The 20,137-nt window shown below is 65.1% G+C and carries 17 protein-coding genes; 11 read left to right on the plus strand and 6 right to left on the minus strand.

Features of this window, described 5'->3' with window-relative positions:
* Nucleotides 1–29: 29 nt before the first annotated feature.
* Complete coding sequence (locus tag LPW39_RS09895) at nucleotides 30–893, plus strand: methylglyoxal synthase (protein ID WP_230774117.1); 864 nt, start codon at nucleotides 30–32, stop codon at nucleotides 891–893.
* A gap of 18 nt (nucleotides 894–911) precedes the next feature.
* Here LPW39_RS09895 and LPW39_RS09900 read toward each other — a convergent pair whose 3' ends face one another.
* Both LPW39_RS09900 and LPW39_RS09905 read right to left on the minus strand, forming a co-directional pair.
* Nucleotides 912–1,316: a VOC family protein gene (locus LPW39_RS09900; RefSeq protein WP_230774119.1), complete on the minus strand. Its 405-nt coding sequence runs from the start codon at nucleotides 1,314–1,316 to the stop codon at nucleotides 912–914.
* 171 nt (nucleotides 1,317–1,487) lie between these two features.
* Nucleotides 1,488–3,095, minus strand: coding sequence for an alkaline phosphatase D family protein (locus tag LPW39_RS09905; protein ID WP_230774121.1), 1,608 nt, complete (start codon nucleotides 3,093–3,095; stop codon nucleotides 1,488–1,490).
* A 312-nt stretch (nucleotides 3,096–3,407) separates the two neighbouring features.
* On the opposite strand from LPW39_RS09905, the gene LPW39_RS09910 reads away from it, so the two are divergent.
* From LPW39_RS09910 to LPW39_RS09920, 3 genes are all read left to right on the plus strand, one after another.
* Nucleotides 3,408–4,769, plus strand: coding sequence for an aspartate aminotransferase family protein (locus LPW39_RS09910; RefSeq protein WP_230774122.1), 1,362 nt, complete (start codon nucleotides 3,408–3,410; stop codon nucleotides 4,767–4,769).
* 242 nt (nucleotides 4,770–5,011) lie between these two features.
* Nucleotides 5,012–6,529 (plus strand): CoA-acylating methylmalonate-semialdehyde dehydrogenase, encoded by a 1,518-nt coding sequence (locus tag LPW39_RS09915; RefSeq protein ID WP_133858143.1) that lies wholly within the window; start codon nucleotides 5,012–5,014, stop codon nucleotides 6,527–6,529.
* A 200-nt stretch (nucleotides 6,530–6,729) separates the two neighbouring features.
* Nucleotides 6,730–7,509 carry an IclR family transcriptional regulator gene (locus LPW39_RS09920; RefSeq protein WP_230774124.1) on the plus strand — a complete coding sequence of 260 codons (780 nt, stop codon included), beginning with the start codon at nucleotides 6,730–6,732 and terminating at the stop codon, nucleotides 7,507–7,509.
* Here the strand turns inward: LPW39_RS09920 and LPW39_RS09925 are convergent.
* The gene (locus tag LPW39_RS09925) at nucleotides 7,506–8,762 is read right to left on the minus strand and encodes a Zn-dependent hydrolase (RefSeq protein ID WP_230774126.1); all 1,257 of its coding nucleotides are present in this window, start codon (nucleotides 8,760–8,762) and stop codon (nucleotides 7,506–7,508) included. The two genes, LPW39_RS09920 and LPW39_RS09925, sit on opposite strands and share 4 nt — an antisense overlap.
* Nucleotides 8,763–8,924: 162 nt before the next feature.
* Here LPW39_RS09925 and LPW39_RS09930 point away from each other — a divergent pair, with 162 nt between their 5' ends.
* The 6 genes from LPW39_RS09930 (at nucleotide 8,925) to LPW39_RS09955 (ending at nucleotide 15,916) form a co-directional block, all read left to right on the plus strand.
* Complete coding sequence (locus tag LPW39_RS09930) at nucleotides 8,925–10,595, plus strand: ABC transporter substrate-binding protein (RefSeq protein ID WP_230774128.1); 1,671 nt, start codon at nucleotides 8,925–8,927, stop codon at nucleotides 10,593–10,595.
* A gap of 126 nt (nucleotides 10,596–10,721) precedes the next feature.
* Nucleotides 10,722–11,672: an ABC transporter permease gene (locus tag LPW39_RS09935; RefSeq protein ID WP_230774129.1), complete on the plus strand. Its 951-nt coding sequence runs from the start codon at nucleotides 10,722–10,724 to the stop codon at nucleotides 11,670–11,672.
* 27 nt (nucleotides 11,673–11,699) lie between these two features.
* A complete protein-coding gene (locus LPW39_RS09940; protein WP_230774131.1) occupies nucleotides 11,700–12,602 on the plus strand; it encodes an ABC transporter permease in 903 nt (300 codons plus the stop codon).
* A 3-nt stretch (nucleotides 12,603–12,605) separates the two neighbouring features.
* Nucleotides 12,606–13,655, plus strand: coding sequence for an ABC transporter ATP-binding protein (locus tag LPW39_RS09945; RefSeq protein WP_230774133.1), 1,050 nt, complete (start codon nucleotides 12,606–12,608; stop codon nucleotides 13,653–13,655).
* Between the two features lie 15 nt (nucleotides 13,656–13,670).
* Nucleotides 13,671–14,687 (plus strand): ABC transporter ATP-binding protein, encoded by a 1,017-nt coding sequence (locus LPW39_RS09950; protein ID WP_230774134.1) that lies wholly within the window; start codon nucleotides 13,671–13,673, stop codon nucleotides 14,685–14,687.
* A gap of 41 nt (nucleotides 14,688–14,728) precedes the next feature.
* The gene (locus LPW39_RS09955; protein ID WP_230774135.1) at nucleotides 14,729–15,916 is read left to right on the plus strand and encodes an amidase; all 1,188 of its coding nucleotides are present in this window, start codon (nucleotides 14,729–14,731) and stop codon (nucleotides 15,914–15,916) included.
* Between the two features lie 16 nt (nucleotides 15,917–15,932).
* On the opposite strand, the gene LPW39_RS09960 is transcribed toward LPW39_RS09955, so the two are convergent.
* The 3 genes from LPW39_RS09960 to LPW39_RS09970 all read right to left on the minus strand — a co-directional run bounded on the left by LPW39_RS09960 (nucleotide 15,933) and on the right by LPW39_RS09970 (nucleotide 17,624).
* On the minus strand, nucleotides 15,933–16,466 hold the full coding sequence (locus LPW39_RS09960) for an ureidoglycolate lyase (protein ID WP_230774137.1): 534 nt from the start codon (nucleotides 16,464–16,466) through the stop codon (nucleotides 15,933–15,935).
* A gap of 73 nt (nucleotides 16,467–16,539) precedes the next feature.
* Nucleotides 16,540–16,911 carry a hypothetical protein gene (locus LPW39_RS09965; RefSeq protein ID WP_230774138.1) on the minus strand — a complete coding sequence of 124 codons (372 nt, stop codon included), beginning with the start codon at nucleotides 16,909–16,911 and terminating at the stop codon, nucleotides 16,540–16,542.
* An 80-nt stretch (nucleotides 16,912–16,991) separates the two neighbouring features.
* Nucleotides 16,992–17,624, minus strand: coding sequence for a hypothetical protein (locus LPW39_RS09970; RefSeq protein ID WP_230774139.1), 633 nt, complete (start codon nucleotides 17,622–17,624; stop codon nucleotides 16,992–16,994).
* Nucleotides 17,625–17,944: 320 nt separating this feature from the next.
* On the opposite strand from LPW39_RS09970, the gene LPW39_RS09975 reads away from it, so the two are divergent.
* Nucleotides 17,945–20,137 (plus strand): NADP-dependent malic enzyme (locus LPW39_RS09975; RefSeq protein ID WP_230774141.1); only part of this gene is annotated, 2,193 nt, incomplete at its 3' end.

Genomic DNA, 20,137 nt, shown 5'->3' on the forward strand with positions numbered 1-20,137 from the left:
ACTCGCTTGCCACACCCACGGGATAGACCATGCTTTTAGGCCTTGCCGCCAACCGTTTGCACCACCAGAACGAGGATGCCGCGCTGTTCAGCTTCTTGCGCGCCTGCGAGCAGGGCATCCGGGAGCTGAACATCGGGTTCCATGCGGTGGGCCGCACCTATGACGCGATTGCAGCGGCAGAAATGCTCAAGGGCCACAAGGGCCTGGTGCGCTACCCCTATGGCCGCGAAGGCGGGCTGATGAAGCTGGTGGCCGAGGTGGTGGGCATGCCCGGCGACAACCGCGTGCTCGACGGCGCCATCTACCTGATCGACCCGGTGGACCCGTCGTCGATCTTCCCTGAGGCGCTGGCCTTGAAGCGCCAATGTGTGATCCACGGCAAGCCCTTTATCTCGACGGCAGCCAGCGCACGCGACTGGGTGGAGATGGAGCGCATCCACGCCGGGCTGGCGCCCGACCGCCATGCCGACCGCCTGCACGACTATGGCAACCAGACCCTGGCGCTGATCGCCCACGATGCGATGAAGCCGGCGATGCTGGACTTTTGCGAGCGCAATTTTGCGCTGCTCTCGCGCTACCGCCGCCGCGTGGGCACCGGCACCACCGGCCAAAAGCTCAATGAGCTGGCCTGGAGCAAAGGCTGGCCGACTGACAAGCCCTGGGTGGACCGTTTCAACAGCGGCCCGCTGGGCGGTGACGCACAAATCGCCGACCTGGTGCTGGAGCGCCGCTGCCAGCGCGCGATCTTCTTTGAAGACCCGCATGTGGCACGCCAGCATGAGGCCGATATCCAGCTGCTGGAGCGGGCGGTGACGACCGTTACCCAGGAGGTGGTGTGCATGACCTCGCCAGCGGTGGCCCAGCGCTGGTGCGATGCGGCGGTCAAACGGTAAGTCCCAGCGCGTCAGTCATCAGCCAGCCTGCACCTCGTTCGCGACCTCGATCAGGTTCTCATCGGGGTCGTAGAAATACAGCGACTGCAGCGTGGCCTGCGCACCGGCGGCCCGCACCGGCCCCTGCACGATGGCGACCTGCTCGCGCTGCAGATGGGCGATCACCTCGGCCAGCGGCATGCGGGTCAGAAAGCAGACATCGGCAGAGCCTGGCGTTGCATGTTTCACGTTCGGGTCCACCACGTGGCCCACCTCGTGCAGGTTGATCTTTTGCCGGCCAAAATGCAGCGCGTAACGGCCGGGCTTGAACTGTCGGGCCTCCATACCCAGCACCCGCTCGTAAAAGGCAATGCTGCGCGGGATGCTCTGCACGGTGAGCACCAGGTGGTCGAGGGCATCGACCAATGAGGCGGTGGAAGGCATAGGGCTTGCTCCAAAGATGGACTCCAGCGCGCAGTATGCGCCCCAACGGCGACTTGCCCACCGTGGCCCGGTGGTGCGCGCTTCGGCCCGTGTGGCCCCTGTCAAAAGCCGCAGCAACCATGGCGTCTGCGGCTTCTGTATCTGGGCCTGGCTGGCGTGCCTGCCCTTCGCTCAGGCCTGCTGCGGCTCCAGCGTCTTGGTGTAGAGCGCGGCGCCGTTCAGGTCCTTGAGGACCACGGTCAGCGCGCGGCTCTGGTGGTGGATGTCGAGCTGGCCAAAGAACTGGTAGCCCTCGCTGGGGGCGGAATTGGCCTTCGGCGGCGCCTTGTGGAAGACAACATCCAGACCAAAGGTCTGGTCCGCCTCGTTGGGCCCGAAGCCACCGGCATTGAGGGGGCCGGAGACGAATTCCCAGAACGGCGCAAAGTCTTTGAACTGCGCGCGCTCGGGGCTGTAGTGGTGGGCGGCGGTGTAGTGCACATCGGCGGTGAGCCAGACGACATTGCGGATGCCCGCATCCTTGATGCCCTTCAACAGCCGCGCCATCTCCAGCTCGCGCCCCTTGGGCACGCCGTGCTCACCGTTGGCAATGGCTTCCCACTGGTCGCGGCCTTCGGCGTCCTTGCCGTCGGGCACGAACAGGCCGATCGGCATGTCGGCGGCAATCAGCTTCCAGGTGGCAGTGCTGGCCTTGAGGCCGGCCAGCAGCCAGTCCAGCTGGGGCCGGCCGAGGAAGTCGGTCTCGGCGCTTTCCACCGCCTGCAGGTTGTGGCTGTTGGGGCCCCGGTAGCTGCGCATGTCCAGCACAAAGATATCGGCCAGCGGGCCCTGCGGCAGGTGGCGGTAGACGCGCTGCTGCTCGGCCGCGCCAAAGGGGCGCATCGGTGCGTATTCCATAAACGCGCGGCGGCCCCGGGCGGTGAGCAGCTGCACATTCTTTTCGGAATAGCGCTTGTCGTTGGCCACGCTCTTGCTGTCCGAGTAGTTGTTGGTGACCTCGTGGTCGTCCCACTGCCAGATCTGTGCGACCTCGCTGCCCAGCGCGCGCACGTTCTGGTCCATCAGGTTGTAGCGGTAGCGGCCCCGGTACTCCTCGAGCGTTTCGGCCACCTTGGCAACCTGGGGCGTGACCAGGTTCTTCCAGGTGCTGCCATCGGGCAGCGCGATGGTCTCGGGGATGGGGCCGTCGGCGTAGATGGTGTCGCCGCTGTGCAGAAAGACATCGGGGTTGGTCTTGCGCATCTCGTCATAGATGCGCATGCCGCCGATGCCCTCGTTGATGCCGTAGCCCTGGCCGGCGGTGTCGCCGCTCCACACCAGGCGGAAAGGGCGGGTGGCTGGGCCCTGGCTGGCCAACGGGGTGCGGAAATGCCCCAGCACTGCCGGGCTGCGGGTGTTGCTGCTGGCCAGGTCATCGAGCACCACGCGGTAGAAGATGTCCTGCCCGGCGGGCAGGCCCTGCAGCTCGACACGGCCAGTGCCATCGGTATCGGGCAGCAGGTCGGGGCCGCGCACCAGCGTGCTTTGGGCGAAGTGGCTGGTGGTGGACCATTCCACCCGCATGCGCGCCTCGCGGCTGGCCCGGGCCCAGACGATGGCACTGTGGGCCAGCACATCGCCGCTTTGCAGGCCCGACAGCAGCATGGGCCGCGCCGCATCCTGCGTGATGGCCGCAGGCGCCGTTTGCGCACGCAGGATGCCGGGCAGCAGGCCGGTGCCGGCGATGGCGGTGGAAGAGAGCAGAAAGCGGCGGCGCGCAGAGGGATCGTGGGAGGTCATGGCGGTGGTAGCAGTGGCAGAAAAACCGCCACGATAGCCGGGCTGTGTGACGCCGGGATGAAGCGTGAAACAGCGTGTAAACAGGCTCTGTGTCTGCATTCGAAGCTATCTATTCAGTAGCGTTTTTCAGACAGAAGGGCCCTGCATGCGGGCGGAAGGAGCGGCGCGTCTTGCGCGGATGCGTCACCGGGTTTACTTGCAAAATTCCGCAAGTGAGCTTTGATATGTCAATATTTGAATAAGAAAAAAACCGGCCCACAATCGCCTATCAACACTGGAAAAATGGGACGCCGCCGTTCCAAGGAGAAAACCATGAGCTTTGTGCAGATCGACGACCAAAACGCAGGCACCACGCTGCGCACCGATGCAGCCTGGCTGGACGCGCACTGGATGCCCTTCACCGGCAACCGCAACTTCAAGGCGCAGCCCCGCATGATCGTCAGCGGCCAGGGCGCCTACTACACCGATGCCGATGGCCGCAAGATTTTTGACGGCCTCTCGGGCCTGTGGTGCTCGGGCATCGGCCATGGCCGCAAGGAAGTGGCCGAGGCGATTGGCAAGGCGGCGTTGCAGCTCGATTACGCACCGGCTTTCCAGTTTGGCCACCCCGCCTCGTTCGCGCTGGCCAACAAGATCAAGGAACACACGCCCGCAGGTCTGGACCATGTGTTCTTCACCGGCTCGGGCTCCGAAGCGGCCGACACATCGCTGAAGATGGTGCGCGCCTACTGGCGCCTCAAGGGCCAGGCCGGCAAGACGGTGCTGGTGGGCCGCGAGAAGGGCTACCACGGCGTGAACTACGGCGGCATCTCGGTGGGCGGCATTGCCGGCAACCGCAAGATGTTTGGCCAGGGCATTGTGGCCGACCACCTGCCGCACACCCAGCCACCGGCCGGCACCTTCCAGAAGGGCATGTCCGATGAAGGCGGCCGCGCGCTGGCCGACAAGCTGCTCGATGTGATCGCGCTGCACGACGCCAGCAACATCGCCGCAGTGATCGTCGAGCCGTTCTCGGGCTCGGCCGGTGTGGTGATCCCGCCCAAGGGCTACCTGGAACGCATCCGCGAGATCTGCACGCAACACGGCATTCTGCTGATTTTTGATGAGGTCATCACCGGCTTTGGCCGCTGCGGTGCCTGGACCGGTGCCGAAGCCTTTGGCGTGGTGCCGGACATCATGAACTTTGCCAAGCAGGTGACCAATGGCGCCCAGCCGCTCGGCGGCTGCGTGGTGACCAAGGAAATCTACGACACCTTCATGGCCGCAGGCGGCCCCGAGTACATGCTGGAGTTTGCCCACGGCTACACCTACTCGGCCCACCCCGTCGCTTGCGCGGCAGGCCTGGCGGTGATGGACATTCTGGAGAAGGAAGACATGCCCGGCCGCGTGAAGGCGCTGGCACCTTACTTTGAAAACGCCGTGCACAGCCTCAAGGGTGCCAAGCATGTCGCCGACATCCGCAACTACGGTCTGGCCGCCGGCTTCACCATTGCCGCGCTGCCGGGCGAGCCCGCCAAGCGCCCTTATGAGATCGCGATGAAGTGCTGGGAAAAAGGCTTCTACGTGCGCTATGGTGGCGACACCATCCAGCTGGCGCCGCCCTTCATCAGCGAGAAGGCCGAGATCGACCGCCTGATCAACGCGCTGGGTGACGCGCTGGCTGAGACCAACTGACACCCGTAAGAGCTATTTGCTATCTGGCGTCATATGGGGCCCTTTGCAGAACCCTCGCCCAATGGGATGGACGCGGATCGGGATGAGACGCAAGGCGTCTTTCGCAGTCAATAGCGAGCTATTGACAAGGAAGACAACGCAGCGGATCGCCCGAGTCCGTGTTCAGACCAAGGCAGGGAGTTTTGCAAAGGGCCCCTCGTGGCGCCGGTGCTGTTTTTGAATGGAACCCAAGAGAGACTGACATGAACCACGACAAGAATGTGACGGCCACCGTAGGCCATTTGATCGACGGCAAGATCGTGCACGATGGCGGCCGCACGCAGCCGGTGTTCAACCCGGCAACGGGCCAATCGACCGTGAGCGTGGAGCTGGCCAGCAAGGCCACGGTGGAGGCCGCGATTGCCTCTGGCGAAAAGGCCTTCCCCGCCTGGCGCAATACGCCGCCGCTCAAGCGCGCGCGCATCATGGGTCAGCTCAAGGTGCTGCTGGAGCAGAACGCCGACAAGATCGCCGCGATGATCACCGCCGAGCACGGCAAGGTGCTGGCCGATGCGCATGGCGAGCTGCAACGCGGTATCGAGAACGTCGAGTTCGCCAGCTACGCGCCGGAGCTGCTCAAGGGCGAGCACAGCCGCAATGTGGGCCCCAACATCGACAGCTGGAGCGAGTTCCAGGCGCTCGGTGTGACAGCCGGCATCACGCCCTTCAACTTCCCCGCGATGGTGCCTTTGTGGATGTGGCCCATGGCCGTGGCCTGCGGCAATACCTTTGTGCTCAAGCCCTCCGAGCGCGACCCGACCAGCGCGCTCTTCATTGCCCAGCTGGCGCAAGAAGCGGGCCTGCCACCGGGCGTGCTCAACGTCGTCAACGGCGACAAGGAAGCGGTCGACACCCTGCTGCATGACCCACGCGTCAAGGCAGTGAGCTTTGTCGGATCGACCCCGATTGCTGAGTACATCTATGGCGAAGGCTGCAAGAGCGGCAAGCGCGTGCAGGCGCTGGGCGGTGCCAAGAACCATGCGGTGGTGATGCCCGATGCCGACATCAGCAACGCCGTGACCGCGATGATGGGCGCCGCCTACGGCAGCTGCGGTGAGCGCTGCATGGCCGTGCCGCTGGTGGTGGCCGTGGGCGACGAGGTGGCTGACCAGATGATCGCCGGCCTGAGCGCCGAGATCGCCAAGATGAAGGTGGGCCCGGGCACCGACAACAGCAACGACATGGGCCCGCTGATCACCAAGCCGCATTTCGAGAAGGTCAAGGCCTATGTGGACAGCGGTGTGGAAGAGGGCGCCAAGCTGCTGATCGACGGCCGCAGCCTGCAGGTGGCCGGCCATGAGGACGGCTACTTCCTCGGCCCCTGCCTGTTCGACAACGTGCGCCCCGGCATGAAGATCTACCAGGAAGAGATCTTTGGCCCGGTGCTGGGCATTGTGCGGGTCAAGACCTTGCAAGAGGCGATGGACCTGATCAACGCGCACGAGTACGGCAACGGCACCTGCATCTTCACCCGCGATGGCGAAGCAGCGCGCTACTTCAGCGACCACATTCTGGTGGGCATGGTCGGCATCAATGTGCCGCTGCCTGTGCCTGTCGCCTACCACTCGTTCGGCGGCTGGAAGCGCAGCCTGTTTGGTGACCTGCACGCCTACGGCCCCGATGCCGTGCGCTTCTACACCAAGCGCAAGACCATCACCCAGCGCTGGCCCAGCGCCGGTGTGCGCGATGGTGCGGTGTTCAGCTTCCCCAGCAGCCGCTAAGACCTGGTTGCAGCCGCCCCGCGACGGGCCCGGCTGCAAGTTGGTGCGTTTCTTGCGAAGGCTGAGGCATTGCCCCCAGCCTTTGCACCATGCGCACCAGCACCGCCCACCGCCGGTCTTCGGACACCGCAGCTTCTGCCGACGCTGCCGCCCCCCGCACCTCTCCAAGCACGCCACCGGCATATGCGCCGGTGGCGTCTTTGTCTGAGCCTGCCTCCGACAGCCTGTTCAACCTCTCGCTGGCCAAGGGCCTGCAGGTGCTCTGCGCCTTCAATGCCGCGCACCGCAGCATGACCCTGGCCGAGATTGCGCAGGCTGCCGGTATGACCAAGGCATCGGCCCAGCGCTCGGTGCACACCTTGCAGGCGCTGGGCTATATCGGCAAGCATCCGAGCACGCGGCGCTTTGTGCTGCTGCCGCGTGTGGTGGAGCTGGGCTTCAACTACCTGGATGCGCACCCGATGATCAGCGCCGCCCACACCTATCTGGCGCAGCTGGCGCGGCAAAGCGGCGAGACGGCCACCTTGTCCGAGCCAGCGGGCACGCACATGGTCTACCTGGCCCAGGTGCTGACGACCCAGCACATCCCGGTGCTGACACCGGTGGGCACCCAGGTGCCGCTGTATGCCAGCAGCTGCGGCCGCGCCTACCTGAGCCAGCTGCCGGGCGCGCAGGCCCTGGCACTGCTGCAGCAGGCGCCCATGCCGCCACGCACCCGCGCCACGTTGACGACGGTGGATGCGGTCATGGCGCAACTGGCGCAGTGCCAGCAGACGGGCTATGCCACCAACTGCGAAGAGCTGTTCCTGGGCGACATGGGCATTGCCGCGCCCGTGTTCAATGCGCGCGGCGTGGTGGTGGGCGCCATCCACCTGGCGCCGCCCACCAGCCGCTGGAACATGGCTGATGCCCAGCAGGCGCTGGCGCCGCTGGTGATCGAATGCGCGCGGGCGGTGTCCCAGCTATTGCCGGCCGATTAAGCGGCCACCCCGGCATGCGCCAGCATCGCATGCAGCAGCACATTGCAGCCAGCGGCCAGGTGCTCGGATTTGGCGTCCTCGATCTCGTTGTGGCTGATGCCATCCTTGCAGGGCACAAAGATCATCGCGGTGGGCGCCACGCTGTGGACGTAGACGGCATCGTGCCCGGCGCCACTGACGACCTCCATGTGCGCATAGCCCAGGCGGTCGGCCGCGCCGCGCACGCTGGCCACGCAGCCGGGGTGGAAGATGCAGGGCGCAAAGCGCACCACCTGCGTGATCTCCACCTGGCACTGGCACTGGTCGGCGAGGCGCGCAAACTCCGTGCGCATGGCGGCGTCCATCGCATCCAGCCCGGTCTGCGAGAGGTTGCGGAAGTCGACGCTGAACTTGACCTGGCCGGGGATCACATTGCGCGAGTTGGGCAGCACCTGCAGATGGCCGACGGTGCCGCGCCCGTGCGGCGCCTGGTCCAGCGCGATGCGGTTGACGGCATCGACCATGCGGGCAGCAGCCAGCATCGCATCATGGCGCAGGTTCATCGGCGTGGGGCCGGCATGGGCGTCCATGCCGGTGACGGTCACGTCATACCACTGCTGGCCCAGCGCGCCGCTGACGATTCCGATGGGCTTGTCATAGGCTTCGAGCACCGGGCCTTGCTCGATATGCGCTTCAAAGTAGGCGGCAAAGGCGCCACCGGGTACATCGCCACAGGCCACATCGCCCAGGTAGCCGATGCGGGCCAGCTCCTCGCCGACAGTAAGGCCTGCACCATCTTGTTGCGAGCGGATGTGGTCTGCACCAAAAATTCCCGCAAATGCACCAGAGCCCATCATCACCGGCGTGAAGCGCGTGCCTTCCTCGTTCATCCAGAAGGCCACTTCCAGCGGCGCAACGGTCTGGATGCCGTGGCTGTTGAGCGTGCGCACCACCTCCAACCCGGCGAGCACGCCGTAGTTGCCATCGAACTTGCCGCCGGTGGGCTGGGTGTCGATATGGCTGCCGGTGGCCACGGCGCGCGCCTGCGGGTCGGTGCCGGGGCGGCGGCCAAACACATTGCCCACTTCATCGACGCGCACCTGCAGGCCCGCATCGCGGAACCACTGCACCACCTGGTCGCGGCCGGCCTTGTCCTCGTCGGTCAAGGCAATGCGGCAGACGCCGCCTTTGGGCGTGGCCCCTATCTGGGCCAGGGCCATCAGCGATTGCCAGAGGCGGTTGTCATCAATGCGCAGGCTGTCTATGGGGGTCATGCGGTTACTCCTGAAAGTGAGGCGAACAATGCGCAGAGCGTTCGCATAAAGCATGCCAAAAATATCGATGAATCAATCACTTGTATCGATAAACGATATGTGTGATGTGGCACGCAGCTTGCTTTGGACTTGTCATCCCCCACTTCTTGGAAAGGTCCTGTGATGCAAGCGTCTTCCGGTTTCTCCGTCTCCCGTCCCGCGCTCAAAAGCCTGGCTCTGGCTGTCACCCTGGCGCTGGGCGCAGGTGCTGCCCTGGCCCAGGAAAAGGTGCTGCGCATTGCGATGACTGCGGGCGATATCCCGCGCACCTCGGGCCAGCCGGACCAGGGTTTTGAAGGCAACCGTTTCACCGGCATTCCGATGTATGACGCGCTGACCCAGTGGGACCTGAGCAAGGCCGACAAGCCCAGCGAACTGGTGCCGGGCCTGGCGCTCTCGTGGGAGGTGGATGCCAAGGACAAGACCAAGTGGCTGTTCAAGCTGCGCCCCGGGGTCAAGTTCCACGACGGCAGCGCCTTCAATGCCGATGCCGTGGTCTGGAACGTGAACAAGGTGCTGGACAAGGAGGCCGAGCAGTTTGACCCGGCCCAGGTGGGCGTGACGGCATCGCGCATGCCGACGCTCAAATCCGCCAGGAAGATCAATGACCTGACGGTGGAGCTGACCACCACCGAGCCCGATTCCTTCTTGCCGATCAACCTGAGCAATCTGTTCATGGCCTCGCCCGCGCACTGGGCCAAGAAGCTGGCTGCAGTGCCGGCCTCCGTCAGCGGCAAGGCCGAGCGCAGCAAGGCTGCGTGGACGGCGTTTGCTGCCGACCCCTCGGGCACCGGCCCGTTCAAGGGCGCGCGCCTGGTGCCGCGTGAGCGCTTCGAGATGGTGAAGAACGCCAGCTACTGGGACCCCAAGCGCACGCCGACCATCGACAAGGTGGTGCTGCTGCCGCTGCCCGAGGCCAACTCGCGCACCGCTGCGCTGATGAGCGGCCAGGTGGACTGGATCGAGGCGCCGGCGCCCGATGCGCTCGATGCGATCAAGGCACGCGGCTTCAAGGTCTATTCCAACCTGCAGCCCCACATCTGGCCATGGCAGTTCTCGTTTGTCGAGGGCTCGCCCTGGCTGGACAAGCGCGTGCGCCATGCCGCCAACCTGTGCGTGGACCGCGCCAGCATGAAGCAGCTGTTGAACGGCCAGATGGAGCCGGCCACCGGCATCTTTGAGCCCGGCCACCCCTGGCGCGGCAGCCCGAGCTTTCAGATCAAGTACGACGTGAAGGCCGCGCAGGCGCTGATGACCCAGGCCGGCTACAGCGCCAGCAAGCCGATCAAGGTGAAGATCCAGACTTCCGCGTCGGGCTCGGGCCAGATGCAGCCGCTGCCGATGAACGAGTTCATCCAGCAGAACCTCAAGGAATGCTTCTTTGATGTGGAGTTCGATGTGGTGGAGTGGAACACGCTGTTCTCCGGCTGGCGCCTGGGCGCCAAGGACCCGGGCGCTAACAAGGCCAGCGCCACCAATGTGACGGCAGCCACCATGGACCCCTTCTTTGCAATGGTGCGCTTTGTCAGCACCAAGTCTTTCCCGCCGCTGTCCAACAACTGGGGCTTCTACAGCAACAAGCAGGTCGATGCGGTGGTGGACAAGGCCCGCACCACCTTTGATGCCAAGGAGCGCGACAAGGCCCTGGCCGAGCTGCACACCCTGGTGGTCGATGAGTCGCCTTTCCTCTTTGTGGCCCACGACGTAGGCCCGCGCGCGATGTCGGCCAAGGTCGGCAACGTGGTGCAGCCGCAAAGCTGGTTCATCGATATCGCGACGATGACGATGAAGTAAGCCGGGCGGCGCCGGGCATGCAGACGGGTGCTGAGACACCGCTGCATGCCAGGTGCGGCCGATGGCCCAGCCCCGTCAGTGCGACCCCGCATGGTCCGCCTCTCCCCCACGAACCTTTGAACCGCCATGCTTGCCTACCTGATCAGACGCATTGTCTATACCCTGCCCATCATGCTGGGCGTGGCCCTGCTGTGCTTTGCCCTGGTGCATATCGCGCCAGGGGACCCCTTGGTGTCGGTCTTGCCCGCCGATGCATCGGCCGAGCTGCAGGCCCAGATGCGCGAGCTCTATGGCTTCAACCGCCCTTTGCCGGAGCAGTTTCTGCGCTGGGTCTGGCGCGCGCTGCAGGGCGATCTGGGCCAGTCGATTGCCACCAGTCGGCCGGTGACCACCGAGGTGATGGCCGCCGTGGTCAACACCTTGCGCCTGGCCGTGGTGGCGACGTTGATCGGCTTTGTGCTGGGCATCCTGTTTGGCTTTGTGGCGGGCTATTTCCGCAACTCCTGGGTGGACCGCAGCTGCTCGATGCTGTCGATGCTGGGCGTCAGCGTGCCGCACTACTGGCTGGGCATGGTGATGGTGATCGTCTTCTCGTCGCAGCTGATGTGGCTGCCCGCCACCGGCGCCGGGCCGGGCGGTTCGGGTGACTGGGCCTGGGACTGGGCGCATGTGCAGTTCATGATCCTGCCGGCCATCACCATGTCGGTGATCCCCATGGGCATCATTGCGCGCACCGTGCGGGCGCTGGTGGCCGAGCTGCTGGACCAGGAGTTCATCCTCGGCCTCAAGGCCAAGGGCCTGGGCCATCTGGGCATCTTCCGCCATGTGCTGAAGAATGCAGCGCCCACGGCGCTGGCGGTGATGGGCCTGCAGCTGGGCTACCTGCTGGGCGGCTCCATCCTGATCGAGACCGTGTTCTCCTGGCCGGGCACCGGCTTTCTGCTCAACCAGGCCATCTTCCAGCGCGATTTGCCGCTGCTGCAGGGCTCCATCCTGGTGCTGGCCGTTTTCTTTGTGCTGCTCAACCTCATCATCGATGTGGTGCAGACCCTGCTCGATCCCCGCATTGCCCGCTGAGCGCAGACCCCCGGAGGTTCCGTCCCCATGACCAGTCTTACCCTTCCCGATGCAGCAGCGGCCCAGGTGCAGCCGCTGCCGGCCCAGCGCTCACGCGGCTATTGGTCCTCGGTGCTGCAGCGCCTGCTGCGCGACCCGGTGGCCATGGGCGCGGCCGCCGTCATCCTGCTGCTGATTGCAGTGGCAGCGCTGGCGCCCTGGATCACGCCGTCCGATCCCTATCTGGCCTCCATGCTCAAGCGGCTCAAGCCCATTGGCACGGCGGGCCTGCCGCTGGGCAGCGATGAGCTGGGCCGCGACATGCTGTCGCGCCTGATGATGGGCGCGCGCCTGTCGCTGTTCATGGGCATCACCCCGGTGCTGATGGCCTTTGTGATCGGCACGGGCATCGGCATTGTGGCGGGCTACGCCGGTGGCCGCACCAACACGGTGATCATGCGCACCATCGACGTGTTCTATGCCTTCCCCTCGGTGCTGCTGGCCATTGCGCTGTCGGGCGCGCTGGGCGCGGGCATTTTCAACTCGCTGGTGTCGCTGACGATTGTCTTCATCCCGCAGATCGCCCGGGTGGCCGAGAGCGTGACGGCCCAGGCCCGCAACCGCGACTATGTGGAGGCGGCGCGCGCCACCGGTGCCAGCGCTTTCACCATCGTGCGGGTGCATGTGCTGGGCAATGTGCTGGGCCCCATCTTTGTCTATGCCACCAGCCTGATTGCGGTGTCGATGATCCTGGCCTCGGGCCTGTCGTTTCTAGGCCTGGGCGTGAAGCCGCCCGAGCCCGAATGGGGGCTGATGCTCAACACCTTGCGCACGGCCATCTACACCCAGCCTTGGGTGGCGGCCTTGCCGGGGCTGATGATCTTCATCACCTCCATCTCCTTCAATCTGCTCTCCGATGGCCTGCGCTCGGCCATGGACAACAAGGGTTAAGCCATGCTCCAGCATTCTTCTTTAGCCCCGGCCGCCGCGCTGGCCGCCGATGTGGGGGGCCCCGCCCAGCCGCTGCTGACGGTGCGCGGCCTGACCAAGCATTTCCCGCTCAAGCAAGGCAAGCTGGTGCGCGCGGTCGATGGCGTGGATTTCGAAGTGCTCAAGGGCGAGACCCTGGGCGTGGTCGGCGAGTCCGGTTGCGGCAAATCGACCACCGCGCGGCTGTTGATGCACCTGATGGACCCGACGGCCGGCGAGCTGGTGTTCGATGGCCGCACGGTGGGCTCGCGCGACCTGAGCCTCAAGGAGTTTCGCCGCCAGGTGCAGATGGTGTTCCAGGACAGCTATGCCTCGCTCAACCCGCGCCTGACGATCGAGGACTCGATCGCCTTTGGCCCGCAGGTGCATGGCGTATCGCGCAAGGAGGCGGTTGCCCGCGCCCACCACCTGATGGACCGGGTCGGCCTGGCGCCGGCCCGCTTTGCCGAGCGCTACCCGCATGAGCTCTCGGGCGGTCAGCGCCAGCGCATCAACATTGCCCGCGCGCTGGCGTTGCAGCCGCGCATGGTGATCCTGGACGAGGCGGTCTCGGCACTCGACAAATCGGTGGAGGCCCAGGTGCTGAACCTGCTGGCCGACCTGAAACGCGAGTTCGGCCTGACCTATGTTTTCATCAGCCATGACCTGGGCGTGGTGCACTACATCAGCGACCGGGTGATGGTGATGTACCTGGGCCAGGTGGCCGAGATCGGCCCCTCGGATGCGCTGTTTGCCGCGCCGGCCCACCCCTATACCAAGGCCTTGCTGTCGTCGGTGCCGTCGATGGACCCGAGCCACCGCACCCTGGTGGCACCACTGGCAGGCGACCCGCCCAACCCCATCAACCCGCCCACCGGTTGCCGCTTTCACCCGCGCTGCCCGCAGGCGGCGCCGGTCTGTGCCCAGGCCGTGCCGGCCGTCACCACGGTGCAGCTGCACCATGCCGCGCGCTGCCTGGTGCATGAGCCCGGCAGCGGCCACCCCCTGGCCGCCGCTGCTGCGCTGGCCGTCTGAACCCGGAGCACCACGATGAACACAGCCTCTCCTCCCCTGGTCCGGATCCAGGACCTGAATGTGCAGTTTGCCAGCGGCAAGAAAGTGGTCCAGGCCGTCAGCGGCGTGAGCCTGTCGGTCGCCAAGGGCGAAGCGGTTGCGCTGATTGGCGAATCCGGATCGGGCAAGAGCGTGACCCTGCGCAGCCTGCTGCGCCTGCACCCTGAGCGCAAGACCACGATGAAGGGCCAGATCGAGGTCGCGGGCCAGGATGTGCTGGCGCTGCGCGGCGGCGCGCTCAACGACTTTCGCGGCAAGACCTGCGCGATGATTTTTCAGGACCCCTTGCTGGCGCTGGACCCGGTCTACCCGGTGGGCGCGCAGATTGTGGAAGCCATACGCCGGCACGAGCGCGTGAGCCAGAGCGAGGCGCAGCAGCGTGCGCTGGCGCTGTTTGAGCGGGTGCGCATTCCCAGCCCCGAGCAGCGCCTCAAGGCCTACCCGCATGAGATGTCGGGCGGCATGCGCCAGCGGGCGATGATTGCGCTGGCCCTGGCCTGCAACCCCCAGGTGCTGCTGGCCGACGAGCCCACCACCGCGCTGGATGCGACGGTGCAGATCCAGATCCTGCTGCTGCTGCGCGAGCTGCAGCGTGAGCTGGGCCTAGGCATTGTGTTTGTGACCCACGATATTGGTGCAGCGGTGGAAGTGGCCGACCGCATTGCGGTGATGTATGCCGGCCGGATTGTCGAAGAGGGCACGGCCGAGCAGCTGATCCGCAGCCCGCGCCACCCCTACACCATGGCCTTGCTGCAAAGCCGTTCGCACGGCGCGATGGAGCGCGGCCAGCCGCTGCAGACCATTGCCGGCGCGCCGCCCGATCTGACCGCCATCCCGCCGGGCTGCGCCTTTGCACCGCGCTGCAAGCTGGCCACAGCCGCGTGCCTGCAAGCGGTGCCGGAGCCGGTCACGCTGGCGCCTGGCCATATGGCGCGCTGCGTGCACACTGCAACGGCGGCGGCCTATGCCCCCAACGTGCTGGCCGCCGCGTAGGCCGCTGCATTTCCATCTTTTTGCCCAGGACTGACTCCACCATGCCCTTGCACGACCCTGCCCATGCCTTTGTTCCCTACCCCGATGTGCCTGTGCGCCATGCGGGCACCGGCCCGCTCAGCGGCCTGTACTTTGGGGTGAAGGACCTGTTCGACATTGCCGGCTACCCGACTGGTGGCGGCAACCCGCTGCTGCTGGCCCTGTCCGGCATCAAGGCGCAGACGGCGCCCACGGTGCAAAAGCTGCTGGATGCGGGCGCGGCGCTGGCTGGCAAGACAGTGACCGATGAGTTGGCCTTCTCGATGAACGGCAACAACGCCCACTTTGGCGCGCCGATCAATGGCAATGCGCCCGAGCGCATCACCGGTGGTTCGTCGTCAGGCTCGGCCTCGGCGGTGTCGAGCCGGCTCTGCGATTTTGCGCTGGGCACGGACACGGGCGGCTCGGTGCGTGCGCCTGCCAGCCACTGCGGCCTGTATGGCATACGGCCCACCCATGGCCGGGTGAACCTGGAATCGGCACTGGCGCTGTGCCACAGCTTTGACACTTGCGGCTGGTTTGCCCGCGATGCCCTGACCTTTGCCCGCGTGGCCGATGTGCTGATGGCGCCCGACACCACACCGCTGCCTGCGCGCCCGCGTTTGCTGATGCCCGGCGATGTCTGGGGCCTGGTGGACAGCGCGGTGCGCCCGGCCTGGGATGGCGCGCTGCAGCAGATCACGCAGCTGCTGGGCCGCGCGCAGGACTGCACGGCGGTGCTCGATTCTTTCGATGCGATGTACTGGAGCTTTCGCTACATCCAGGGCCGCGAGGCCTGGATGACCGATGGCGCCTTCATCAGCCGCTATGCGCCCGTGCTGGGCCCGGGTGTGAAGGAGCGCTTTGACTGGTCGAGCAAGGTGACGGATGCGCAGGTAGAGGAGGCCGAGCAGTTCCGTGCACGTTTCCGCCAGCATCTGGCCGATGTGCTGGGCAGCGATGGCGTGCTGGTGATGCCGACCATGCCCGATATTGCGCCGCTGCGCACGGCCGACGAGACATCGCTGGAGGTCTACCGCAACCAGGCGGTGCAGATGCTGTGCCTGGCCGGGTTGTCCGGCTTTCCGCAGATATCGCTGCCGCTGGCCAGCCGCAATGGTGCGCCCTTGGGTATCTCGCTGCTGGGCCCGGCAGGCACGGACCGCAGCTTGATTGCCATTGCGCAGCAGCTGGCGGCGGCCGCTGCTTGAGCTTTAGAGCAGGTTCTTAGACCAGGTCCGCGGGCAGGCGGACCTGCAGCGGCTCGCTGATTGCTTCGCAGCGGCAGTCCAGCGCATCGGCGCGCCGCTCGATGACGGCAAAATCACCGCCCTCGACGGCCAGCAGGGCATGGTGCCAGGTGCCGGGTGCCAGCACGATGCCCTGGCGGCCATCGGTCACAAAGGCCTGCAGATCCGCAGCCTTGGGGGCCGGGCCGGCAGCGGCCACCACCACAACAAAGCGCTGCGTGCCCAGTGGCACAAAGCTCTGGCTGCCCAGCGCATGGCATTCCACCTCGGTCACCATGAGCGGAAACTGCCTCGCCTGCGCACGGAACAGCGCCAGCATGGGCCAGCCGCCTTGTGCCGTCAGCTGCAGATCGGGCAGCAGGTCATAGCGCAGCGCGTTGCCCTGGTTGATGGGCTGGCTGGGCAGGCTCGGGTCGGCCAGGCCAATAACGGTGCCAAAGGCCGAGAAGTTGTGCGCCGTCAGAGGCCGGGCCTCCAGGATCAGCGCGGGCATGTGGGTGTCTGAGGTCATGAACAGCTAGCTAGCAAGGATGGTGCCTGATGGGCCATGTGGCGGCCGTCCCCCGTGAACAGCTGGTTGTGCCTTAGGGCTTGCCATCCGCTTCGTGCTGCGCGCCCTTGCTGTCGGTGATGACGGCGCCCATGCCGGCAGAGGGGTTCACACTGCCGCCTTCAGCCGTCGTGCCGCCGTTGGAGGTCTTGGGGTCGTCGGCAGAGGCCAGCGGCACAGCCGGGGGCAGTGGATCGTGTTTGTCGGCCTTGGCGTGGGGCAGCACCGAGTGCGTGTCCACAATGGGCGCGTTGAACAGTGGCTTGTCAGGCAGGGGCTGGCGCGATGCCGCTACGGTGCCGGAGATGGGCTTCATCGGTCCGGGACGCTCGTCACAGGCGCTGAGCAGGCTGGTGGTGGCAACAACGGCTGCCAGGGCGGCAAGGCGGGTTGGAATGGCTGGCATGGGCTTTCCCTGGGTTGGTGGTGTCAATCCGCTGATTGTCGCCGCTGGCGCTGCGCCCAGGTGTCAGCCAATGGCGGACATCAGCGCTCGCCCAGCAGCGCCAGATAGGCATTGCGCGTCTCGGGCGACACGCTCTGAATGACCTGCTCATAGGTGGTCTGGTTGCGCAACTGCATGCGCGCGGACGCGACGGGTTTGGATTTGCAGTACCAGTGGCAGGTGTGCTGCATCAAATACATCTCTGCCAGCAAGGTGAAGGCGCGGTCCTTGGGGCTGCGGCCGGCGGTGTTGGCGACCACGCGGGCAATGCCGTCGGCATGCAGGCGGATGGCAGTGCGCAGGTCAAAGGAATGGCGGTTGCCCATTGCCTTTTCCAGCAGGTGCGAGAACGGAAAGTAGAAGGCCTGGGTGCTGATCTTGAAGGTGGCGCCATTGGCGGGCTCAGGGGCCTTGGCCAGGGTGTCGGCAAAGCTGCTGAATTGGCTGGCCAGGCTGTTTTCCACCGAGGCCTGCAGCTCCCAGATTTGCTGCTGGCGACTGCTGTCCTTCTCGTCCAGCGCACGCATATAGCTGCTGACCAGGCGCTCCATCAGCTTCTCGATGTCGTAATTACGCAAATATTGGGCCAACAAGGCGATGCGCTGCTTTTGGGCCTTGGTGCGGAGCACAAAGCTCACGCCCAGGATGAGAACGACCAGCAGCATTAAATCCATGACAAATGAGGCCTTGCAAAGCCTATAAAGCGCAAACGTTTGCCATTGTAGACCTTGGCTTCTGCGAGAGGGTGCAGGCTTTACGCAATCTATGCGCTAACTGGAAAAAGCTATAAATCATTTTCATAGTTCTAGTCGGCGACTGGAATACTTGATTTTTAGCCTGCGCCTAGAATGGAGCGTGCCTTGTATACGATCCGTCGCTGCCGGCGATTGGGAAGCCGTTCAGGGCCTTGGACACACGGTTGGGACATGCATGCAGAAGGCAGCATGTTCCAGCTGTTTTTCGTAGTGAACGCTGCGTGATGCCGGAGACCGCCATGACTGAGAAGAATTCAACCCCCGCTGCTTTGGACAAGCGCGCACTGCTGCGCCAGTCCGCACTGGAGTACCACCAGTTTCCCCGCCCCGGCAAGGTGGCGATTGCTGCCACCAAGCCCATGGCCAACCAGCATGACCTGGCGCTGGCCTATTCGCCCGGCGTTGCCGCACCCTGCGAAGAGATCGTCAAGGACCCGGCTGCTGCTTTCAAGTACACCAGCCGGGGCAACCTGGTGGCCGTCATCTCCAACGGCACCGCTGTGCTGGGCCTGGGCGACATCGGCGCGCTGGCTTCCAAGCCGGTGATGGAAGGCAAGGGCGTTCTGTTCAAGAAGTTTGCCGGTGTCGATGTTTTTGACATCGAAATCAACGAAAAAGACCCCCAGAAGCTGGTGGAAGTGATCGCCGCACTGGAGCCGACGTTTGGCGCCATCAACCTGGAAGACATCAAGGCGCCCGAATGCTTCTATGTGGAGCGCGAGCTGCGCAAGCGCATGAAGATCCCGGTCTTCCATGACGACCAACATGGCACCGCCATCACCGTGGCCGCGGCCATGGTCAATGCGCTCAAGGTCGCAGGCAAGAAGATTGAAGAAGTGAAGCTGGTGGCCTCGGGTGCGGGCGCGGCAGCGCTGGCCTGCCTGAACCTGCTGCTGGAGATTGGCCTGAAGCGCGAAAACGTGATGGTTACCGACATCGTTGGCGTGGTCTACAAGGGCCGTACCGAGCTGATGGACGAAGATAAGGAGCTTTTCGCGCAAGAAACCGACAAGCGTACCTTGTCGCAGGTGATTGACGGCGCCGATGTGTTCCTGGGTCTGTCGGCGGGCGGTGTGCTCAAGCCCGATATGGTGCAGCGCATGGCGGTGCGCCCCATCATCTTTGCGCTGGCCAATCCCAACCCCGAGATCTCGCCGGAAGACGCCAAGGCGGTGCGTGACGACATCATCATGGCGACCGGCCGTTCGGACTACCCGAACCAGGTCAACAACGTGCTGTGCTTCCCCTACATCTTCCGGGGTGCACTCGATTGCGGCGCAACGACCATCACCACCGAGATGGAAATCGCCACGGTGCACGCGATTGCCGACCTGGCCCAGGCCGAGCAGACCGAAGAGGTCGCCAATGCCTATGCCGGCCAGGATTTGTCGTTTGGCCCCGAGTACCTGATCCCCAAGCCGTTTGACCCGCGCCTGATGATGAAGATTGCGCCAGCCGTGGCGCAGGCGGCAGCGGAATGCGGCGTGGCCGAGCGCCCGATCCAGGACATGGATGCCTACCGTGAGCACTTGCAGACTTTTGTCTACGCCTCCGGCACGGCGATGAAGCCCATCTTCATGGCGGCCAAGCGCGCAGCGAAAAAGCGCATTGCCTATGCCGAGGGCGAGGAAGAGCGCATCCTGCGTGCGGCCCAGATTGTGGTGGACGAACGCGTGGCGCGCCCCACTCTGATCGGCCGCCCCGCCATCATTGCCCAGCGCATCGAGAAGTTTGGCCTGCGCCTGAAGGAAGGCACGGACTACGATGTGGTGAACGTCGAGCATGACGACCGCTACCGCGATTTCTGGCAGTCCTACCACCGCATGGCCGAGCGCAAGGGCGTGACGGTGCCGATCGCCAAGATCGAAATGCGCCGCCGCCTGACCCTGATCGGCTGCATGCTGCTGCACAAGGGCGAGGTCGATGGCCTGATCTGCGGCACCTGGAACAACACCGCCATCCACCTGCACTACATCGACCAGGTGATCGGCAAGCGTGCCGGCACCGCCACCTACGCCTGCATGAACGGCCTGCTGCTGCCCGAGCGCCAGGTCTTCCTGGTCGACACCCATGTGAACTACGACCCGACGGCCGAGCAGCTCGCCGAGATCACGATCATGGCGGCTGAGGAGATGATGCGCTTTGGCATCAAGCCCAAGGCCGCGCTGCTGTCGCACTCGAACTTTGGCTCCAGCAACCAGCCCAGCGCCGTCAAGATGCGCCAGACCCTGGAGCTGCTGCGCATCCAGGCCCCCTGGCTGGAAGTGGATGGCGAAATGCACGGTGATGTGGCCATTGACCAGAAGCAGCGCGCCAGCATCATGCCCGAGAGCCCGCTGGTCGGTAACGCCAATCTGCTGGTGCTGCCCAATATCGATGCGGCCAATATCAGCTACAACCTGCTCAAAACAGCGGCAGGCGGCAATATCGCC

Origin of the sequence: Comamonas koreensis, assembly GCF_021026195.1 — a bacterium.
GTDB lineage: Bacteria > Pseudomonadota > Gammaproteobacteria > Burkholderiales > Burkholderiaceae_C > Comamonas > Comamonas koreensis.

What these genes read in the sequence shown, in the direction of transcription:
- LPW39_RS09965 (WP_230774138.1), bottom strand. Translation starts at nt 16,911, where the DNA reads ATGCCAGCCATTCCAACCCGCCTTGCCGCCCTGGCAGCCGTTGTTGCC.
- LPW39_RS09945 (WP_230774133.1), top strand. Translation starts at nt 12,606, where the DNA reads ATGCTCCAGCATTCTTCTTTAGCCCCGGCCGCCGCGCTGGCCGCCGAT.
- LPW39_RS09935 (WP_230774129.1), top strand. Translation starts at nt 10,722, where the DNA reads ATGCTTGCCTACCTGATCAGACGCATTGTCTATACCCTGCCCATCATG.
- LPW39_RS09910 (WP_230774122.1), top strand. Translation starts at nt 3,408, where the DNA reads ATGAGCTTTGTGCAGATCGACGACCAAAACGCAGGCACCACGCTGCGC.
- LPW39_RS09955 (WP_230774135.1), top strand. Translation starts at nt 14,729, where the DNA reads ATGCCCTTGCACGACCCTGCCCATGCCTTTGTTCCCTACCCCGATGTG.
- LPW39_RS09925 (WP_230774126.1), bottom strand. Translation starts at nt 8,762, where the DNA reads ATGACCCCCATAGACAGCCTGCGCATTGATGACAACCGCCTCTGGCAA.
- LPW39_RS09970 (WP_230774139.1), bottom strand. Translation starts at nt 17,624, where the DNA reads ATGGATTTAATGCTGCTGGTCGTTCTCATCCTGGGCGTGAGCTTTGTG.
- LPW39_RS09915 (WP_133858143.1), top strand. Translation starts at nt 5,012, where the DNA reads ATGAACCACGACAAGAATGTGACGGCCACCGTAGGCCATTTGATCGAC.
- LPW39_RS09960 (WP_230774137.1), bottom strand. Translation starts at nt 16,466, where the DNA reads ATGACCTCAGACACCCACATGCCCGCGCTGATCCTGGAGGCCCGGCCT.
- LPW39_RS09900 (WP_230774119.1), bottom strand. Translation starts at nt 1,316, where the DNA reads ATGCCTTCCACCGCCTCATTGGTCGATGCCCTCGACCACCTGGTGCTC.
- LPW39_RS09905 (WP_230774121.1), bottom strand. Translation starts at nt 3,095, where the DNA reads ATGACCTCCCACGATCCCTCTGCGCGCCGCCGCTTTCTGCTCTCTTCC.
- LPW39_RS09895 (WP_230774117.1), top strand. Translation starts at nt 30, where the DNA reads ATGCTTTTAGGCCTTGCCGCCAACCGTTTGCACCACCAGAACGAGGAT.
- LPW39_RS09930 (WP_230774128.1), top strand. Translation starts at nt 8,925, where the DNA reads ATGCAAGCGTCTTCCGGTTTCTCCGTCTCCCGTCCCGCGCTCAAAAGC.
- LPW39_RS09950 (WP_230774134.1), top strand. Translation starts at nt 13,671, where the DNA reads ATGAACACAGCCTCTCCTCCCCTGGTCCGGATCCAGGACCTGAATGTG.
- LPW39_RS09940 (WP_230774131.1), top strand. Translation starts at nt 11,700, where the DNA reads ATGACCAGTCTTACCCTTCCCGATGCAGCAGCGGCCCAGGTGCAGCCG.